Source organism: Streptomyces sp. NPDC001717 (genome assembly GCF_042892775.1).
Lineage (GTDB): Bacteria > Actinomycetota > Actinomycetes > Streptomycetales > Streptomycetaceae > Streptomyces.
This window is the reverse complement of record NZ_JBIAUK010000021.1, coordinates 129,500-147,099: the sequence shown is the minus strand read 5'-3', so window position 1 is coordinate 147,099 and position 17,600 is coordinate 129,500. Positions and strand designations below refer to the sequence as shown.

17 protein-coding genes are annotated in these 17,600 nt (G+C 72.2%); 12 read left to right on the top strand and 5 right to left on the bottom strand.

The features are described 5' to 3' along the window. The first annotated feature begins 278 nt into the window (after positions 1-278). Entirely contained in the window at positions 279-1,163 is an 885-nt protein-coding gene (locus ACFYZL_RS27990) for a helix-turn-helix domain-containing protein (protein WP_384757429.1), read from the top strand. Positions 1,164-1,373: 210 nt separating this feature from the next. Beyond that, the gene (locus ACFYZL_RS27985) at positions 1,374-1,586 is read left to right on the top strand and encodes a DUF397 domain-containing protein (protein ID WP_384737058.1); all 213 of its coding nucleotides are present in this window, start codon (positions 1,374-1,376) and stop codon (positions 1,584-1,586) included. 187 nt (positions 1,587-1,773) lie between these two features. Here the strand turns inward: ACFYZL_RS27985 and ACFYZL_RS27980 are convergent, their stop codons facing one another. Further along, complete coding sequence (locus ACFYZL_RS27980; RefSeq protein ID WP_384757426.1) at positions 1,774-2,622, bottom strand: hypothetical protein; 849 nt, start codon at positions 2,620-2,622, stop codon at positions 1,774-1,776. Positions 2,623-2,731: 109 nt separating this feature from the next. On the opposite strand from ACFYZL_RS27980, the gene ACFYZL_RS27975 reads away from it, so the two are divergent. Further along, the gene (locus ACFYZL_RS27975; protein ID WP_388682729.1) at positions 2,732-3,988 is read left to right on the top strand and encodes a PLP-dependent aminotransferase family protein; all 1,257 of its coding nucleotides are present in this window, start codon (positions 2,732-2,734) and stop codon (positions 3,986-3,988) included. 51 nt (positions 3,989-4,039) lie between these two features. Here the strand turns inward: ACFYZL_RS27975 and ACFYZL_RS27970 are convergent, their stop codons facing one another. Beyond that, on the bottom strand, positions 4,040-4,570 hold the full coding sequence (locus ACFYZL_RS27970) for a hypothetical protein (protein WP_388682727.1): 531 nt from the start codon (positions 4,568-4,570) through the stop codon (positions 4,040-4,042). A 322-nt stretch (positions 4,571-4,892) separates the two neighbouring features. Between ACFYZL_RS27970 and ACFYZL_RS27965 the strand changes: the two genes are divergently transcribed. Continuing rightward, positions 4,893-5,675: an SDR family oxidoreductase gene (locus ACFYZL_RS27965; protein ID WP_385129746.1), complete on the top strand. Its 783-nt coding sequence runs from the start codon at positions 4,893-4,895 to the stop codon at positions 5,673-5,675. A 40-nt stretch (positions 5,676-5,715) separates the two neighbouring features. Further along, positions 5,716-8,292, top strand: coding sequence for a bifunctional FO biosynthesis protein CofGH (locus ACFYZL_RS27960; protein ID WP_384757414.1), 2,577 nt, complete (start codon positions 5,716-5,718; stop codon positions 8,290-8,292). 73 nt (positions 8,293-8,365) lie between these two features. On the opposite strand, the gene ACFYZL_RS27955 is transcribed toward ACFYZL_RS27960, so the two are convergent. Next, on the bottom strand, positions 8,366-9,454 hold the full coding sequence (locus ACFYZL_RS27955; RefSeq protein WP_388682723.1) for a tyrosine-protein phosphatase: 1,089 nt from the start codon (positions 9,452-9,454) through the stop codon (positions 8,366-8,368). 721 nt (positions 9,455-10,175) lie between these two features. On the opposite strand from ACFYZL_RS27955, the gene ACFYZL_RS27950 reads away from it, so the two are divergent. From ACFYZL_RS27950 to ACFYZL_RS27940, 3 genes are all read left to right on the top strand, one after another. Next, positions 10,176-11,288 (top strand): ADP-ribosylglycohydrolase family protein, encoded by a 1,113-nt coding sequence (locus ACFYZL_RS27950; protein WP_384758772.1) that lies wholly within the window; start codon positions 10,176-10,178, stop codon positions 11,286-11,288. 70 nt (positions 11,289-11,358) lie between these two features. After that, complete coding sequence (locus tag ACFYZL_RS27945) at positions 11,359-12,219, top strand: TIGR03619 family F420-dependent LLM class oxidoreductase (RefSeq protein ID WP_384758759.1); 861 nt, start codon at positions 11,359-11,361, stop codon at positions 12,217-12,219. Positions 12,220-12,355: 136 nt separating this feature from the next. Continuing rightward, entirely contained in the window at positions 12,356-12,841 is a 486-nt protein-coding gene (locus ACFYZL_RS27940; RefSeq protein WP_388682721.1) for a hypothetical protein, read from the top strand. A gap of 67 nt (positions 12,842-12,908) precedes the next feature. Here the strand turns inward: ACFYZL_RS27940 and ACFYZL_RS27935 are convergent, their stop codons facing one another. Beyond that, positions 12,909-13,409: an ATP-binding protein gene (locus ACFYZL_RS27935; RefSeq protein ID WP_384758763.1), complete on the bottom strand. Its 501-nt coding sequence runs from the start codon at positions 13,407-13,409 to the stop codon at positions 12,909-12,911. Positions 13,410-13,536: 127 nt separating this feature from the next. On the opposite strand from ACFYZL_RS27935, the gene ACFYZL_RS27930 reads away from it, so the two are divergent. Next, on the top strand, positions 13,537-14,382 hold the full coding sequence (locus ACFYZL_RS27930; RefSeq protein WP_384758766.1) for a Scr1 family TA system antitoxin-like transcriptional regulator: 846 nt from the start codon (positions 13,537-13,539) through the stop codon (positions 14,380-14,382). Beyond that, positions 14,379-14,630 carry a DUF397 domain-containing protein gene (locus tag ACFYZL_RS27925; protein ID WP_384758769.1) on the top strand — a complete coding sequence of 84 codons (252 nt, stop codon included), beginning with the start codon at positions 14,379-14,381 and terminating at the stop codon, positions 14,628-14,630. The genes ACFYZL_RS27930 and ACFYZL_RS27925 overlap by 4 nt, the downstream gene beginning before the upstream one ends. A 393-nt stretch (positions 14,631-15,023) precedes the next feature. Here ACFYZL_RS27925 and ACFYZL_RS27920 read toward each other — a convergent pair whose 3' ends face one another. After that, positions 15,024-15,662 (bottom strand): TetR/AcrR family transcriptional regulator, encoded by a 639-nt coding sequence (locus ACFYZL_RS27920; RefSeq protein WP_388682717.1) that lies wholly within the window; start codon positions 15,660-15,662, stop codon positions 15,024-15,026. Between the two features lie 66 nt (positions 15,663-15,728). On the opposite strand from ACFYZL_RS27920, the gene ACFYZL_RS27915 reads away from it, so the two are divergent. Together ACFYZL_RS27915 and ACFYZL_RS27910 are read left to right on the top strand one after the other, a co-directional pair. Next, a complete protein-coding gene (locus ACFYZL_RS27915) occupies positions 15,729-16,682 on the top strand; it encodes a hypothetical protein (protein ID WP_384755180.1) in 954 nt (317 codons plus the stop codon). Positions 16,683-17,194: 512 nt separating this feature from the next. Beyond that, on the top strand, positions 17,195-17,593 hold the full coding sequence (locus tag ACFYZL_RS27910; RefSeq protein ID WP_388682715.1) for a VOC family protein: 399 nt from the start codon (positions 17,195-17,197) through the stop codon (positions 17,591-17,593). Positions 17,594-17,600 lie beyond the last annotated feature (7 nt).

The window sequence follows — 17,600 nt, the reverse complement described above, 5'->3', positions numbered from 1 at the left end:
GGCCGCGGCCCTGCCCTCCTGATCCACGTGACCGACCTGAGCCCCCCCGCGGGGCCCCCCCCCCCCCCCCCCCCCCCCCCCCCCCCCCCCCCCCCCGGCCCCGGGGGGGGGGGGGGGGGGGGCGGGGCCCCCCGCCCCCCCCACCCCGCGCGTCTGTTTTCCCTGCCGTTCGCCAGCGGCGCGAACCGCTTCGGTGGCAGTCTGCTCAACATCAGGCACGCAGAGAGACAGCTGCCGCACGGCAGAAGAAGACAGAAGAACGCGGAGGTGCCGTTCACGTGGCGTCCAATGTCAATCCCACCGTCCGACGCCGCCGACTGGGCATGGAGTTGCGCAAGCTCCGCGAGGACAAGGGCATGACGGCCGAACAGGTCGCCGAGCGCCTCCTGGTCTCCCAGTCGAAGATCAGCCGGCTGGAGAACGGCCGCCGTTCCATCAGTCAGCGCGACGTCCGCGACCTGTGCGACGTGTACGAGGTCGAGGACCGCCGGCTCGTCGACTCCCTGATGCAGATGGCGAAGGACTCCCGCCAGCAGGGCTGGTGGCACGCCTTCGGCGACATCCCGTACAGCGTCTACATCGGTCTGGAGACGGACGCCGCCAGCCTGCGCACCTACGAGCCCCAGATGGTTCCGGGCCTGCTCCAGACCCCCGAGTACGCCCAGGCCCTGATCCGCGGCGCGCTGCCCGAGACCGCCCCGCTCGACGTGGAGAAGCGCGTCCAGGTCCGGATGCACCGCCAGAAGCGGCTCTCGGAGACCGACAACAACAACCCCGACGTGGGTCCGCTGCGTCTGTGGGCCGTCATCGACGAGGCGGCGCTCCGCCGGCACGTCGGGGACGCGCGACTGATGATCCGGCAGCTGGAGTACTTGATAGAGCAGTCCGAGCAGCCGTACATCACGGTGCAGGTGATGCCGTTCACCATGGGCGCGCACCCGGGCATGAACGGCCAGTACGCGATTCTGGAATTCCCGGACGCGTCGGACTCGACCGTGGTCTACATCGAGGGCGTCACGAGCGATCTGTACCTGGAGAAGGCCAACGACGTTCAGAAGTACAGCGTGATGTACGAACACCTGCGCGCCCAGGCGCTCAACGTCGAACAGACGCGGCAGTTCATCGGCGAGATCATCGACGGCTATGCGGGCAAGGGGAAGTAAAAGGCCGGAAAAGGGGGCAGGTCGCGGGAGGGGGCCCGTACGGTACACCGTCACTCCCCGGCCGCAGAAGGGCTGACTGGAATATGCCACCCGGTCGGGTGAACGTCCCCTTCGCACGTCGGGAGGTGCGGGTAGCGTCGATCACGTCGGCCGGAAAGCACGAATTCGGCCGACGCCCCACCGGCACTACTCGCTGAACCGGAGAGAAACATGGCTATTCGTCAGGGCGCCACGGAAAACTGGGTCAAGTCCTCCTACTCCGGCGGGAACGGCGCCTGCGTCGAGGTCAAGTCCCCCGTCGTGGAGGCCATCGCGGTCCGTGACTCGAAGGTGCAGGACGGCCCGTCCCTCACCTTCGCGCCCGGCTCCTGGACCTCGTTCGTCGCCGACGTCACCGAGGGGCGGATGGGCCGCCTCGCCTGAACGTCACGGCATGCGTCCCAACCGCCTCGAACCGACTGACACCAACAGCAGCACCGGTACCACCCAGTGAGCCCTCTCGACCGGCACGCCGTCCTGGCCGAGGGGGCTCGGCCATGCCCGGCCGTCCGGGATCCCCTGCCGCTCAGGATCCCCCGTCGTTCGGGACCCCGGTCGTTCGGGGCCCCGGCTACCTGAGTTGGTCGACGTACCGGTCGGTCCCCGGCACCGTCGGGATGAACGGCGCCACCAGTTCCACCCGCCCCAGCCCCGACCCGGCCACCTCCGCGTCCAGCCCCTGGAAGCGGTCCCAGCAGGTCCGCGGATCGGCCTCCAGGAACCAGAGGAGCGTCAGGCGGGTGTCGACCCCCTCCACCTGCTTGACGTAGGTCATCCGGTCGCCGGGCAGCGGCGTCGGCCGGAAGACCGTCACCATCGCGGCCGGCGAGCCGTGCAACCGCTTCGGCAGGGCGCTCGACCGCAGCCACTCCAGCAGCTCCGCCCGCTGCTCCGGTCCTTCGGCGTCGACGACCTGGACCACGAGCCCGGCGTACGGGTGGTCCAGGGCGTGGAAGTCGCGGGGGCCGGCCGCACCGTCGCGGTAGACGGTGGCCTGGTGGTCCTGGAAGGACGTGAAGACGTGCGTCCGGTCCTGGTAGACGCGGCCGTCGCGATTGAGGCGCTTGTTGATGCCGACGGTCCACTTCATGTGCTCGTCGTAGCGGCCCTCGGTGACCCAGTACGTCGAGATGTAGCAGCCCGCCGTGACGGGTTGGGCGACGGCCGACTTCTCCGGGTAGCGCAGCTCCTGGAGGTCGCGGGTGGCCACCCAGCGACGGCCGGCGTACATCCAGGGCATGGCCATGGCGCCGGCGTAGTAGTGGTCGTCCTCGTACCAGCGGTTGTACGCGAACTCGTGGCCCGGGTGCGGTTCCACCATGGTGATCAGAGCGTGGCCGGGGTGGACGCCGTAGGGGCCGACCGCCGCGAGCTCGGCGTAGTCCTCGACGCGGGTGTCCTGTTGCCTGTCTGTCGTCATGGCACCGGTCTAGCTGATGCGACGTCAGATCGGGAGGGGTCGGACGGAGCCGGCCCCGCCCGTTCGCCATGCGATACATAGGTGTCGCATACATATTTCTCTGGCTACGATGCCCGCACCCGACTCCCGAGGAGCCACCGTGCCTGCTGCCGCCGCCCGTTCCGCCGTCGCGCCGCCCTCGTTCGCCGCCCGCGCCACCTCGGTGGAGGGCTCCCCCGTGCGCGAGATCCTCGCGCTCACCGAACGCCCCGGGGTGATCTCCTTCGCCGGCGGCCTCCCGGCTCCCGAGCTCTTCGACACCGAGGGCCTGCGGGCCTCCTACGACTCCGCGTTCGCGGCGTCGGCGCGGCGCGCGCTCCAGTACTCCACCACCGAGGGCGCCCCGGAGCTGCGCGGGGCCGTCGCCGCCCGCGCCACCGCCCGCGGCCTGACCACCGGCGCGGACGACGTCCTGATCACCTCGGGATCCCAGCAGGCCCTCACCCTCATCACCGGCGCCCTGATCGAGCCGGGCGACGTGGTGCTGGTCGAAAACCCCACCTACCTCGCGGCCCTCCAGTGCTTCGGGCTGGCGGGGGCGCGGGTGGTGGCCGTGCCCTGCGACGAGGAGGGGATCATCCCGGAGGCGCTGGCCGATCTCGTCATACGGGAGCGCCCGAAGCTGCTCTACACGATCCCCACCTTCCAGAACCCGACCGGCCGCACCCTGCCGGCCGGCCGCCGGGCGGCGGTCGCGGAGACCGCGGCGCGGCTCGGGCTGTGGCTGGTGGAGGACGACCCGTACGGAGAGCTCCGCTACGAGGGCGCGGACGTCCCCTGGATCGCCGCGCACCCGGGGGCCGAGGACCGCACCGCGCTGCTCGGCAGCTTCTCGAAGGTGATGGCGCCGGGGCTGCGGCTGGGCTGGCTGCGGGCACCGGCGGCGCTGCGCCGGGCCGCCGTCGTCGCCAAGCAGGCGGCCGACCTGCACACCTCGACCGTGGACCAGCTGGCCGCGGCCCACTACCTCGCCGCCGCCGACCTGGACGCCCACGTCGCCCGGGTCCGCGCGGCGTACAAGTCCCGCCGCGACGCCCTGCTGGCGCACCTCGGGGAGGCCCTCCCGGCGGGCTCCACGTGGAACCGGCCCGAGGGCGGCATGTTCGTCTGGGCGCGCCTGCCCGAGGGCCACGACGCGACGGCCCTGCTGAGGACGGCCATCGCCCACGACGTCGCCTTCGTCCCGGGAGCCCCCTTCTTCACGGGCGCCCCGGACCCGCGCACCCTGCGCCTGTCCTTCACCACGCACACCCCGCAGGAGATCGCGGAGGGGTTGCGCCGCCTGGCGGCGGTGGCCCGCACGGACGGACACGCGCCCGGCCGCTGAGCGGCGCGGCTGCGCGCCCCACACGGTGGGGGTTCGGGCACGGCGCCGAGCTCAATGCTGGAGGGCGACCTTGAGCAGCACGATGATCAGGCCGAGCAGGAGGTTGACCAAGCCGGCGACCGCCATCAGCCCACGGGAGGCCCCTGCGCGGCCGGCGGCCACCGCCGACCAGCCCACCTGGCCGGCCAGGGCAACGACGAGGGCCAGCCACACCATGCCTTGGGCGCCCAGCCCGAACAGCGGGCTGACGGCCGCGGCGAGGGCCGGCGGGACGGCCGCCTCGATGATCGGGCGTTCCTCCCTGGCCATGCTGCGCATCGCGCTCCAGCTCAGGTGGCTCACGATCCGGGCCCCGAAGAGGCGCGCGAAGACGTGCGCGGCCCAGAACACCACACTGGTGCTGAGCAGCAGGACGACGAGGTGCAGCCGGGGGAACGCCTCGGGCACTCCGGCGCCGACCACGACGGAGGCGGCGAGCAGCGAGCCGTAGACCGCGCCGGAGTAGTCACCACGCGCCGCTTCGGCCTCCTCGGGCCGGGCGGAGGGCGCGGTGGCACGGCCGCGGCCGTCGCGATGGGCCACTTCGGCGATCTCCATTCCGCTGGGGGCAGCAGGGGCACCGGGTAAGGCCCATTGTGGGGCGGGGCGGCGCTTCGGGCATCCCGAGCCCTTCACCCTCGCCGGGCCGGGGCCGACTTCCAGCCCGTCCGGCGTTTGAGGACCGGGTCCGGGCAGAGCCCGGGGAACGGAGGAAGGGCGGGTAGGGGACCGGCTCCGCGCAGCGGCACCCGGAACCGCATCCGAGCCCCACCCGCACCCGCACCCGCACCCCTTCACATCGCCGCACCGCCCCCGTACCCTGACGCCCCGTCAGATCTTCGAGCCCCGCCCCAGGAGGCACGGCATGCTGCTGCAAGGGAAGACCGTCATCGTCTCCGGCGTCGGGGCCGGCCTCGGGCACCAGGTGGCCGCGACCGTCGTCCGGGACGGGGGCAACGCCGTGCTCGGGGCGCGGACCGAGGCGAACCTCGCCAAGTCGGCCGCCGAGATCGACCCCGACGGCGTGCACACCGCCTACCGGACCACCGACATCTCCGACGAGGCCCAGTGCCAGGCCCTGGTCGCGCTCGCGCAGGAGCGGTTCGGCGGGGTCGACGCCGTCGTGCACGTCGCCGCGTGGGACTCGTACTTCGGCGGGATCGAGGACGCCGACTTCGGCACGTGGCAGCAGATCATCGACGTGAACCTGCTCGGCACGCTGCGCATGACCCGCGCCTGCCTGCCCGCCCTCAAGGAACGCGGCGGCTCCGTCGTCATCATCGGCACGCAGTCCGCGGTCGCCGCGCCCAACGAGGTGCAGCAGGCCGCCTACGCCGCCTCCAAGGGGGCCCTGACCTCGGCCATGTACTCCATGGCCCGCGAGCTCGGCCCGCACCGGATCCGCGTCAACACCGTGCTGCCCGGCTGGATGTGGGGGCCGCCCGTGCAGGCCTTCGTCACCTTCTCCGCCCACACCGAGGGCGTGCCCGAGGCCGAGGTGCACAAGCGCCTCACCGACCGCATGGCACTGCCGGATCTGGCCACCGACGGGGACGTGGCCGACGCCGCCGCCTTCCTCGCCTCCGACCGGGCACGGGCGATAACCGGCCAGTCGCTGCTGGTCAATGCCGGTGAGCTGATGCGATGACGCCCTCTGCCCGCGCTCGAACGGATCGTATGCTCACCGCATGACCACTCCGAGTGACGCTCCGACCGACAACGCGATGCGCCGTGCGCTCCGTCGGGCCCGCGACGGCGTCGCGCTCGACGCGACCGAGGCGGCCGTACTCCTCCAGGCGCGCGGCGAGGCCCTGAAGGACCTCGCCGCCTCTGCCGCACGCGTAAGGGACGCGGGGCTCGCCGCCGCCGGGCGGCCCGGTGTCATCACGTACTCCCGCAAGGTCTTCATCCCGCTGACCCGCCTGTGTCGCGACAAGTGCCACTACTGCACCTTCGTGACCGTGCCCGGCAAGCTCCGCAAGGCCGGGCACGGGATGTACCTCTCCCCCGACGAGGTCCTCGACATCGCCCGCCAGGGCGCGGCGATGGGCTGCAAGGAAGCGCTCTTCACCCTCGGCGACCGCCCCGAGGACCGCTGGCCCGAGGCCCGCGAGTGGCTCGACGCGCACGGTTACGACGACACGCTCGCCTACGTGCGCGCGATGGCGATCCGCGTCCTGGAGGAGACCGGGCTGCTCCCGCACCTCAACCCGGGCGTGCTCTCCTGGTCGGACCTCCAGCGGCTGAAGCCCGTCGCGCCGTCGATGGGCATGATGCTGGAGACCACCGCCACCCGCCTGTGGTCCGAGCCCGGCGGCCCCCACCACGGCTCCCCCGACAAGGACCCGGCCGTCCGACTGCGGGTCCTGGAGGACGCGGGCCGCTCCAACGTCCCCTTCACCACCGGCGTGCTCATCGGCATCGGGGAGACGTACGAGGAGCGGGCCGACGCCTTCTTCGAGCTGAGGCGCGTCCAGCGCAGCTACCACGGCGTCCAGGAGGTCATCGTCCAGAACTTCCGCGCCAAGCCGGACACCGCCATGCGCGGCATGCCGGACGCGGAGCTGGAGGAGCTCGCCGCCGCGATCGCCGTGGCCCGGCACATCCTGGGCCCGAGCGCCCGCATCCAGGCCCCGCCGAACCTGGTGGACGCCGAGTACGCCCTGCTCATCGGCGCCGGCATCGACGACTGGGGCGGGGTCTCGCCGCTGACCCCCGACCACGTCAACCCCGAGCGCCCCTGGCCGCACATCGACGAGCTGGCCGAGCGCACCGCGGCCGCCGGCTTCGAGCTGCGCGAACGCCTGACCATCTACCCGGAGTTCCTGGGGCGCGGCGAGCCCTGGCTGGACCCCCGGCTGCTGCCGCACGTACGCGCGCTCGCCGACGCGGAGACGGGCCTGGCGAACGAGTCGGCGGTGGTCGAGGGCCGCCCCTGGCAGGAGCCGGACGAGGGCTTCGCCGCCTACGGCCGCACCGACCTGCACAGCGCCATCGACACCGAGGGCCGCACCGGCGACCGCCGCGAGGACTTCGACGAGGTGTACGGCGACTGGGAGGCGCTGCGGGAGATCGCCGCCCCCGGCATGGTGCCCGAGCGCATCGACACGGACGTACGGGCCGCGCTCGCGCAGGCCGCGGACGACCCGACGCGGCTCACCGACGAGCAGGCCCTGGCCCTGCTCCACGCGGACGGGCCCGCGCTGGACGCGCTGTGCCGGATCGCGGACGACCTGCGCAAGTCGGTGGTGGGCGACGAGGTCACCTACATCGTCACGCGGAACATCAACTTCACCAACGTCTGCTACACCGGCTGCCGTTTCTGCGCCTTCGCGCAGCGCCGTACGGACGCCGACGCGTACACGCTCTCCCTGGAACAGGTCGCCGACCGGGCCGCCCAGGCCTGGGACGTGGGCGCGGTCGAGGTGTGCATGCAGGGCGGCATCCACCCGGACCTGCCGGGGACGGCGTACTTCGACATCGCGCGCGCGGTGAAGGAGCGGGTCCCGGGCATGCACGTGCACGCCTTCTCGCCGATGGAGGTCGTCAACGGGGCCACGCGGACGGGGATGTCCGTACGGGACTGGCTGACGGCCGCCAAGGAGGCCGGGCTGGACTCGATCCCGGGCACGGCGGCGGAGATCCTGGACGACGAGGTCCGCTGGGTCCTCACCAAGGGCAAGCTGCCGACGGCGGACTGGATCGACGTCGTCACCACCGCGCACGAGCTGGGCATCCGCTCGTCCTCCACGATGATGTACGGGCACGTGGACCAGCCGCGGCACTGGCTCGGCCACTTCCGCACGCTGGCCCGGATCCAGGAACGGACGGGCGGCTTCACGGAGTTCGTCACGCTCCCGTTCATCCACACCAATGCGCCGGTGTACCTGGCGGGCATCGCCAGGCCGGGTCCGACGGTGCGCGACAACCGGGCGGTGACGGCGATGGCCCGGATCCTGCTCCACCCGCACATCCCCAACATCCAGACGAGCTGGGTGAAGCTGGGCGCGGAGGGCGCGGCGGAGATGCTGCGCTCCGGGGCGAACGACCTCGGCGGGACCCTGATGGAGGAGACCATCTCCCGCATGGCGGGTTCGAGTTACGGATCGTACAAGTCGGTCCAGGACCTGATCGCGGTGGCGGAGGCGGCGGGCCGGCCCGCGAAGCCCCGTACGACGCTGTACGGGGAGGTCCCGCGGGAACGCCAGGAGGCGGCCCGAGCCTCGGACGGACACCTGCCGGAGCTGCTGCCGGTCCTGGACTGACCGGCCGGGTCGCACGGGAAGGGCCCGGCCGGGGAGTATTCCGGCCGGGCCCTTCCCGTGGGGTTTCATCGGATCAGCCCACGAGCAGGTCGTTCTTGAGCTGCTTCAGCTCGCGGGCGTCGATGCCGAGGCCGTCCTTCAGGTAGCGGTCGAAGGAGCCGTACTTCGCCTTGACCTCGTCGTAGCCGGAGTTCAGGTACTCGGGGCGGACGTCGAGCATCGGCTTGTAGACGGCGGCCTGCGGGGCGGGCAGGTGCGAGAGGATCGCGTCGTTGGCGGCCTTGCGGTAGTCGTTGCTGGCCAGGTAATCGGCCATCACGGTCTCGTCGGGGACGCCGAGCGCGGTCAGCAGGGCGGCGTTCGCCCAGCCGGTGCGGTCCTTGCCTGCGGTGCAGTGGAAGAGGACGGTGCGCGCGTCGTCGTTGCGGATGCCGTCGAAGACCTGGGTGTAGGCCTTCTTGCCGCCCTCGCCGCCGACCATGGCCTTCTCGGCGTCGACCATGGCCTTGACGGCCTCGTCGGGGCTCTTGGGCATGGTCTGGAACGAGCCGGAACCCGCGAAGACGTCGGCGACGACGTAGGTGGCGCCGGCCGGGACCTTGTCGGCGTCCTTGGTGCGCTCGTCCTGCATCCGCAGGTCGAAGACGGTCTTGACGCGCAGGCGCTGGAGCTTGGCCAGGTCGTTCGCGGTCAGCTTGTTGAGGGCGTCGGAGCGGTAGACCTCACCCATCTTGACCCACTGGCCGGTGGTGGTGCGGTAGCCGCCCGCGTCGCGGAAGTTGACGGCGCCTTCGAGCTTGACGAGGCGGTCGGCGAGGCGCAGGCCCTCGCCGCGCTCGGGGTCGAAGTCGAACCACTGGCGGTCGGCGGCGGGCAGCCCGGTGACGACGGCCTCGCCCTTGGCGCCGCCCTGGGCGACGACCTTGCCGTTCGCCTTGATCTGGACGCGCCGGGTGCCGGTGGCACTCCACTTGACGGTGTACGAACCGTCGGCTCCGGCGGTGACGGAGGCCTCGGTGAAGGGGATGGAGGACCGGTCGTTGTTGTGGTGCCGGCCGGACCAGGGGAGGTCCCAGCCTGCGGCGGAGGCGGCGGGGACCGCGACCAGGGAGGCGGTGAGGGCGGAGGCGACGACGGTCGCGGCGAGGAGGGCCTTCTTCATGCCGCCGAGACTGGGCGGCCGCGGGAAACCGCCGATGAACGAGACATGGCCGGGACCGGCCCAGTCCACGACAAGTGGCAAAACGTGCCATCGGCCAGGTCGCGGCCGGAAGTGTTCGCTTTCCGGCCGTTCTCCCCCCGCTTCCGTGCCGCTTGGCACACTCGTTCCGAATTCGTTCGGGCGTGTCCACTACAGTGCGGGTTCGCATGCGCGGCGGGAGGCCTGTGAGCCGGGGGTGGATGAAGTGATCGGTACGAGCGGCACGAGGAACGAGGACCCCGGCCCCGACCCGGCCGCCCTCGGGCCGATCCCCCCGACCGCGGCAACCCCGCCGGGCGGCACGCCCATGGCCGGGCCCGCACCCGCGCCAGGGCCCGCCCCCGCCGCCGCGGGCCAGGCAGCCCCCGCACACCTCGCTTCCCCGACCCCGCCGGGCGGCACGCCCATGGCCGGGCCCGCCCCCACCGCCACGGCCCAGGCCGCGCCGACCCCGCCCGGCGGCACGCCGGCCGGCCCCGCCACCCCGCCGGGCGGCACACCGATCGGCGCGGGCGCGCCGCCGGCCGGGAGCACCCCGCCCCGTCCCGGCCCCGCCGTCGCAGGCCACGCGACGCCGACGCCGCCGGGCGGCACGGCGGCAGGCGGCACGGCGGAAGCGGGCGGGGCTCCGGCCCCCCGTACCGCCCCCCGGGACACCGGCGGCCCGGCGGCGGCGACCGGGCTGTGGGGTCGGGCCGAGCAGCAGGACTTCCGCAGCCGGGTCCGCGGCGCACTCCTCGGGGCCGCCATCGGCGACGCCCTCGGCGCGCCCGTCGCCGCGCTCACCCTCCCGGCCATCCGCGAGGAACACGGCCCGCACGGCCTGACCGAGCCCGCCCCCGCGCACGGCCGCCGCGGCGCCGTCACCGCCGCCACCCAGCTCACCCTCTTCACCGTGGACGGACTCGTACGGGCCCACGTACGCCGCGACACCGGCGCCTGGCACCCGCCGACCGACGTCCACCGCGCCCACCGCCGCTGGTGGGCCACCCAGAACGAATGGGGCCCCGACGAGCGCCGCAAGGACAACGGCTGGCTCGCGCAGCAGGAGTGGCTCTACGTCCGCCGCGACCCCGACCGCGCCTCCCTCACCGGCTTCGCCGACGACACCCTCGGCACCCTCGACCGCCCGAAGAACCCCACCGCCCAGGGCGCCGCGGCCGCCGCCCGCTCGGCCCCGTTCGGCCTGCTCGTCGGCTGGGAACCGGCCCTCGTGCTCCAGCTCGCCGTCGAGTGCGCCGCACAGAGCCACGGCCACCCCACCGCGTACCTCGCCGCCGGCGCCTTCGCCGTCATCGTGCACGGCCTGACCCGGGGCGACTCCCTCGACTCCGCCGTCCAGCGCGCCCTCGGCCTGCTCGGGGCCCGCCCCGGCCACCAGCCCGTCACCGACGCCCTCCAGCGCGCCCTGTCCGCCGTCACCCGCGCGGCGCCCGGCCCCGACACGATCGAGGCGCTCTCCCCCGGCGACGGCCGCACCGCCGACGAGGTCCTCGCCATCGCGGTCCACTGCGCCCTCGTCGCCGAGGACATCCCGCACGGCCTGCGCCTCGCCGTCAACCACGGCGGCGACTCCCCCGCCACCGGCGCCCTGACCGGGGCCCTCCTCGGCGCCCAGCACGGCGAGACCGCCCTCCCGGCCGCCTGGCTCGCCGACCTCGAAGGCCGCGCCACCCTCCTCGAACTCGCCGACGACTTCGCCCTGGAGATGACCCAGGGCCCGAGCCTCCACGGCCCCACGGCCACCGCCACCGGCGGGCCCTGGCTGTCCCGCTACCCCGCACACACGATCTGACGCCCCCTCAACATTCGCGCGCCCAGCCCGTACCGTTACGTCGATTCCCACGTCCCGGAGGTGCCAGCACATGCGGATCGCCACGACCGTCTTCCTGACCGACCGCACCGTCTCGCCCGTTCGCCTGGCCCGCGCCCTCGAAGAGCGCGGCTTCTCCGGGCTCTATCTCCCCGAGCACACCCACATCCCCGTCAGCCGCGTCAGCCCCGCCCCCATGGGTGGGGAGCTCCCGGTGATGTACGGCCGCACGCTCGACCCCTTCGTCGCCCTCGGCCAGGCCTCCGCCGTGACCGAGCGGCTGCACCTCGGCACCGGCATCACCCTCGTCGCCCAGCACGACCCCATCGACCTCGCGAAGCAGGTCGCCACCCTCGACCACCTCTCCGGCGGCCGCTTCACCCTCGGCATCGGCTACGGCTGGAACGTCGAGGAGGCCGCCGACCACGGCGTCGAGTGGCGCACCCGCCGCGAACTGGTCCGCGACCGGATGGCCCTGATGCGCGCCCTCTGGGCGCCCGAGCCGACGGCGTACGTGGGCGAGTACTCCTCCGTCCAGGCGAGCGAGGCCCACCCCAAGCCGGCCCAGCCGGCCCGCGAACTCGCCCCCGGCACGCCCCTCCACGGCCCCCGCACCATGATCGGAGGCGCGGCGGGCCCGAAGCTGTTCGCCGCCATCGCCGACCACGCCGACGGCTGGCTCCCCATCGGCGGCCGCGGCCTCACGGAGTCCCTCCCGGCCCTGCGCCAGGTCTGGGAGACCGCCGGCCGTGACCCGAAGACCCTCCAGGTCGTCCCGTACGCCGTCCAGCCGACCCCGGGCAAGCTCAGCCACTACGCCGACCTGGGCATCGAGGAGGTCGTCCTCCAACTCCCGTCGGCCGGAGAGGCGGAGATCCTGCGGGCGCTGGACGACTTCGCGCAGTACCTCTGACCCTCCGCGCCCCCTGAGTCACGGCGGGCGGAACCGCCACGGCCCCGCGAGCGTGTCCCCGAGTGCCTCTGATCACTCCGGCCGCCGCCGCTTCGGCGCGTTCCGCCGCTCACATCGCCTCCCTGGGGGACTACCCGTGCACAGCCACCTGCGTATCACCGCCCTCGCCGCCACCGGACTCGCGGCCGCCCTGGCCCTGACCGCCTGCGGCAGCGACACCTCCCCGAAGGCGGACCAGAAGCCCGCCCCGGCCGCCTCGGCCCCCGCCCCGGCCGCCACCGCGAGCACGGGTGCGGGCTCGGGTGCGGGCTCGGGTGCGGGTGCGGGTGCGGGCAGCCTGGAGGGCGGCTGGATCTCCATGCAGAACCCGGGCAAGGGCCTGGTGCTCACGGTCAAGGGCCAGAGGGCGTTCGTGGTCGAGGCGGCCACCGGCGCCACCTGCGAGGGCACCACGGACGGGAAGTCCTTCGACCTGAAGTGCCCGGCCGGCGCGACCCGCTCGAAGGGCAAGGTCGACTCGGTGGACGCCACCACCCTGAAGGTCACCTGGGAGGGCGCCGGCGCGGACACCTTCCAGAAGAGCGAACCGGGCAAGCTCCCGTCGCTCCCGACGAAGAAGTAGCGGGCCGCCGTACGCGGCCCGGCCCGCACCGCCCCTCGGGCCCGGTGCGGGCCGTGCGTCCGCCAGGTCACCCGGTTGCCGCGCAACCGCTGAAGTCGATTTCGCCGTCCACCGCCATCTGCCGCATGCGCGCCACCGCCGCGGCCCGAACGCTCAGCTCCGCCCAGACGGTCTTGCCGATCACCCGGTCCACGACCCCCCAGCCGACGGCCAAGGCCTCGACGATGCGCAGGCCGCATCCGGACTCGGCCAAGTACACGTGCGGCTGGACGGAGGGTCGGCGGTCCCGGCGGGCGTCGGAGACCTCGATGCGGAGGAGACCCTCCAGCAGGGTCATCCGCAGCTCGAAGTCCCGCCCGGGGACACGCCCGTGGGCCACCGCGTTGGCGACGAGCTCCGCCACGAGGAGCCCCGCGTCGGCGGAGAGTGTGGTGGACTCCGGGATTCCCCAGTCGTGGAGCTCGACGAGCGTGAGCTGCCGGGCGAGGCGAGCCCCGCGGGGGGTGCAGCTGAAACGCTGCGTGAACGTGCGTACGAGGGCCGGGGTGGGGCCGGCGGGTGCGGTCATGAAATGAACGTCCCGTGTGCGCAGGGCAGTTCCCAGCAACCCGACTACTACTTTTGAAGAGTAGTAGTCCACTCTCTGGACAGTAACAGTCACCGTGAGTGAACCTTGCTGTGGGGAGGTGACCGCTGTGACGACTGCGACGACCGCCGACGAGAGCGGCGACGGGGAGGTCGAGCCCGACGACGACCTGCGGAACTTCGGCGAGACCATCAAGGCCTTCCGCAACCGCGCCGGCCTGACGCAGGAACAACTCCACCCACTGGTCGGCTACTCGGTCCAGTACGTGGCCTCGGTGGAACAGGGCCGCCGTCAGCCGTCCAGAAGGTTCGTGGAGAGGGCGGAGGAGGTCCTGGACGCCTTCGGCGTCATCCGCATCGCCGCGAAGCGGCTGACGAGGCAGCGGGGACTGGCGAAGTGGTTCAGGCGGTGGGCTGATCTGGAGGAGACCGCCCTTGCCCTCAATACGTATGAGTGCAGGTCGATTCCTGGGTTGCTGCAGACGGAGGCGTATGCGCGGGCCCAGATCCGTGACGTCCCACCGCTGCCGACACAGGAACAGGCGGAGGCCCGCATCATCTTCCGGCTGACGAGGCAAGCCCTGTTGCTGAAAACGCCTTACGTGGCCTTCAGTTTCATCATCGAGCAGTCGGTGATCGAGCGGCAGACGGGTGGGGATGGGGTGACTCGGGAGCTGATCGGCCACCTGTTGGAGGTGGGGAAGCTGCCGAATGTGGATCTGCAGATCATGCCGACCGTGAGCCCGGAGCATGCGGGGACCGATGGTCCCTTCTGCCTCCTCGAAACCGAGGAGCATGAATGGGTGGCTTACGCCGAGGGCCAGAAGACCGGCCAGGTCATCTCTGACCCGAAAGCTCTCAGCGACCTCCACCAGCGGTATGCCAAACTTCGCATCCAGGCCCTCAACCCGGCGGACAGCTCGGGCCTGTTGATGCGAATGCGAGGTTCCCTGTGAACAGCTCCCAGCTCCGGTGGTTCAAGAGCAGCTACAGCGGAAGCGAGGGCGACGACTGCGTCGAGGTCGCCCTCTCCTGGCACAAGTCCACGTACAGCGGCAGCGAGGGTGACAACTGCGTCGAGGTGGCCGCCTGTACGGAAGCCGTCCACATCCGGGACTCCAAGGTGACGGCCGGACCCGAGCTGGCCGTCACCCCCACGGCCTGGAGCGAGTTCCTGGTCGGGGTCACGAGCACTCGGCGGTAAGGGGCCGCCACCCCCGGGCGGAAGCCAGAGAGGGTTGGGGGTTTCCCGTCGGTCCCACTGTCCTTCCGCGTCAGGCCGGCCTGTCAAGGGCGCTCCCTGCGGTCGCGTCGCTGCGCGATCGCCTGCGGCGACCCTTGACAGACCGACCCGCCACGGAAAGACAAGGACCAACGGGAAACCCCCAAAGGAACGGGCCGGGAGGAACGGCGACAACCGGCCGGGACGGGGATGTCCGACCCGGCTCCGCGTCGGCGGGCTCCCACATGTCGACCACAAGAGCCCCAGCCGCAGGAAGGGCGCGTCAGATCGCTACGCGCTCCTCACGTCTCGGCGTCCGGCCCCCGTCTGGGGCTGATCTCGCCCAAGATCGCTACGCGCTTCTCCCCGCCGGCGTCAGCAGCCCGTCTGGGGCTGGTCATGCACCGAGTCCTGCGGCTCCGAGAGGGTGTGCAATCCGGAGCAGAGCAGGTTGAAGGCCTGAAGGGCCGCCGAGGCGACGGCGTCGCGGGCGGGCACGGGCGGTTGGCCGGACATGACGCGTCGTCGGAGTTCACGCAGAGCGGCGCGGTGCGTTCCGGCGAGGGCTCCTGCGATGAGCAGGGGCGTATCGCCGGGCGTCTCCGAGGCCAGGGCGGTCGCCAGGGCGGCCTCGATGCGTTCACCGATCTCGCGTTCGCGGGCGCGCAGGGCCGGGCTGTCCTCGATGACCTGCCAGAACGAGGGCGCTCCGAACACGGGGGCGTCCTGCCGCAGAGCGGAGAGCAGGTCGTCCCGGACGGCCTCGACGGGGCAGGTTCCCGGGGTTCGGTCGCGCACCAGGGCGGCGAGGTGGTTCTCGACCTCGGCCTGGCGGTCGAAGAACAGGTCTTCCTTCGCAGGGAAGTAGTTGAACACGGTGTTGGTGGACACACCCGCATGCCGTGCCACCTCGGCGACCGTGACCTGGTCGAAGCCGCGCTCCAGGAACAACGGCAGGGCCGCGTCGGCGATGGCCGTGCGGGTCTGCTGCTTCTTGATCTCTCGAAGGCCCATGGACGACATGCTAGTGTCACCACAAATTTGGTGTGACACCAAGATTTTTTGGGGGATCTCATGGCCATGGCGTTCGGCATCTATCCCGGCGGCCTCCTGGGCGACGACCAAGGCATCATCCATCCGGTCCGACCGGACGAGCCGGACCGCATCAACGAGGCCCTCGACGAACTCCAGGGCGAGGCGGACACGTTGGCGGTGCGCGCCTACCGTTCGTTCGCCTCCACCGTGACACCCCCGCCGCCGACGCCGGCCGATCCGCGTGCCTGCCTCCGGCGCGGGCGCACCCTGGACCTCGTACTGCAGTTCCGCGAGCCTTCCGGCGATCTGGACGGCTGGCCGGAGTTCGTCCGCGGGGCCGTCCGGACCGGCGGACCCGAACTGGCGTCCGTCCAGATCTGCGAGGAGCCCAACCTCGACCTCCCCTCCGTCGACGGCAGTACCCCCAACGTCCTGAACGCGCTCGTCCAAGGCGTCATCGCCGCCAAGCAGGAGGCGCGCCATGTCGCAGTCGGCTTCAACGCCGTACCGACCTTCGACCCGTCCGACACCTTCTGGTCCGACCTCGGCGCCCTGTCGGACGCGCGCTTCCTGCAGAGCCTGGACTACGTCGGCCTGGACTTCTTCCCGGACGTGTTCCGCCGCGTCCCCGGGGACCAGTTGGCAGACGCGGTTGCCGCGGTACTGACGGCGTTCCGCCGCACCAGCCTGCCGCAGGCCGGCATCCCCGACACCGTCCCGATCCGCGTGTGCGAGAACGGCTGGCCCACCGGCCCCGGCCGCCCCGAACGGCAACAGGCGACCGTTCTGGAGACCGTCATCCGGACCGTCTCCGACCTCTCCCCCGAGCTCAACATCGACGGCTACTCACTCTTCGCCCTTCGGGACGCCGACAGCAACGCCGAAGGGATCTTCCACCACTTCGGTCTGCTGCGCGACGACTACACCCGCAAGCCGGCCTTCGCGACGTACCGGCAGTTGATCGGGGAACTGAGCGGCCGGCCGAGTCGGATGGGATGAACGAACGGGTGTCCAGCCCAAAGCGACCGTCGGACGCCGTCAGGGAGAAGCGCGTAGCGATCTGGGGCGAGACCGGCCCCAGACGGTCGTCGGACGCCGAGACGTGAGAAGCGCGTAGCGATGTGACGCGCCCATACCCCCGCCGGGGCTCTTGGGGTCGACATTCGGAGGGCGGTGGCCGCCGGCCCGAAGCCGGGTCGGACATCCCGGCCCCGCCCGGTTGTCCCTGTCCCTCCCGGCCCGTTCCTTTGGGGGTTTCCCGTTGGTCCTTGTCTTTCCGTGGCGGGTCGGTCTGTCAAGGGTCGCCGTAGGCGATCGCGCAGCGACGCGACGACGAAGGAGGAGCGCCCTTGACAGGCCGGCCCGCCGCGGAAGGACAGTGGGACCGACGGGAAAGCCCCAACCCTTCCCGGCCCCGACCGACCGGGGCACCGACAAACCCCAGCCTCACCCCCGCATCCCGCATCCCGCATCCCGCCCCCGCACACCCCCCCACCCCGTACCCTGCCCCCATGATCACTTCGAGTGCCCACATCCGCGTCGCCCGGCCCTCCCTCGATCTCCAGGCCGCCGAGAGGTTCTACGTCGACGGGCTCGGGCTCGACGTGCAGTGGCGGACCACCTCCACCGCGCCCGGGGAGCACGATCTGCTGATGGTCGGGCCCGCCGGGGGCGGCTGGCACTTCGAGTTGACCTACGACGCAGCCAACCCGACCACCCCCACCCCCACCGTCGAGGACCTCTTCGTGGTCTACCTCGGCGAAACCCCCGACGAGGCCCTCGTACAGCGGCTCGTCGAGCACGGCGGGACCCGGGTCGCTTCGCACAACCCCTACTGGGACGAGTGGGGCGTCACCGTCGAGGACCCGGACGGCTACCGCCTCGTGCTGTCCTCCCGCACCTGGGGATAGCCCCGCA

Bases quoted from the DNA above. Each gene is read 5' to 3' on its own strand.
- ACFYZL_RS27975 (WP_388682729.1), top strand. From the start codon at position 2,732: ATGCCCGCACCCGACTCCCGAGGAGCCACCGTGCCTGCTGCCGCCGCC.
- ACFYZL_RS27945 (WP_384758759.1), top strand. From the start codon at position 11,359: ATGCGGATCGCCACGACCGTCTTCCTGACCGACCGCACCGTCTCGCCC.
- ACFYZL_RS27965 (WP_385129746.1), top strand. From the start codon at position 4,893: ATGCTGCTGCAAGGGAAGACCGTCATCGTCTCCGGCGTCGGGGCCGGC.
- ACFYZL_RS27960 (WP_384757414.1), top strand. From the start codon at position 5,716: ATGACCACTCCGAGTGACGCTCCGACCGACAACGCGATGCGCCGTGCG.
- ACFYZL_RS27915 (WP_384755180.1), top strand. From the start codon at position 15,729: ATGGCGTTCGGCATCTATCCCGGCGGCCTCCTGGGCGACGACCAAGGC.
- ACFYZL_RS27955 (WP_388682723.1), bottom strand. From the start codon at position 9,454: ATGAAGAAGGCCCTCCTCGCCGCGACCGTCGTCGCCTCCGCCCTCACC.
- ACFYZL_RS27935 (WP_384758763.1), bottom strand. From the start codon at position 13,409: ATGACCGCACCCGCCGGCCCCACCCCGGCCCTCGTACGCACGTTCACG.
- ACFYZL_RS27920 (WP_388682717.1), bottom strand. From the start codon at position 15,662: ATGGGCCTTCGAGAGATCAAGAAGCAGCAGACCCGCACGGCCATCGCC.
- ACFYZL_RS27980 (WP_384757426.1), bottom strand. From the start codon at position 2,622: ATGACGACAGACAGGCAACAGGACACCCGCGTCGAGGACTACGCCGAG.
- ACFYZL_RS27985 (WP_384737058.1), top strand. From the start codon at position 1,374: ATGGCTATTCGTCAGGGCGCCACGGAAAACTGGGTCAAGTCCTCCTAC.
- ACFYZL_RS27910 (WP_388682715.1), top strand. From the start codon at position 17,195: ATGATCACTTCGAGTGCCCACATCCGCGTCGCCCGGCCCTCCCTCGAT.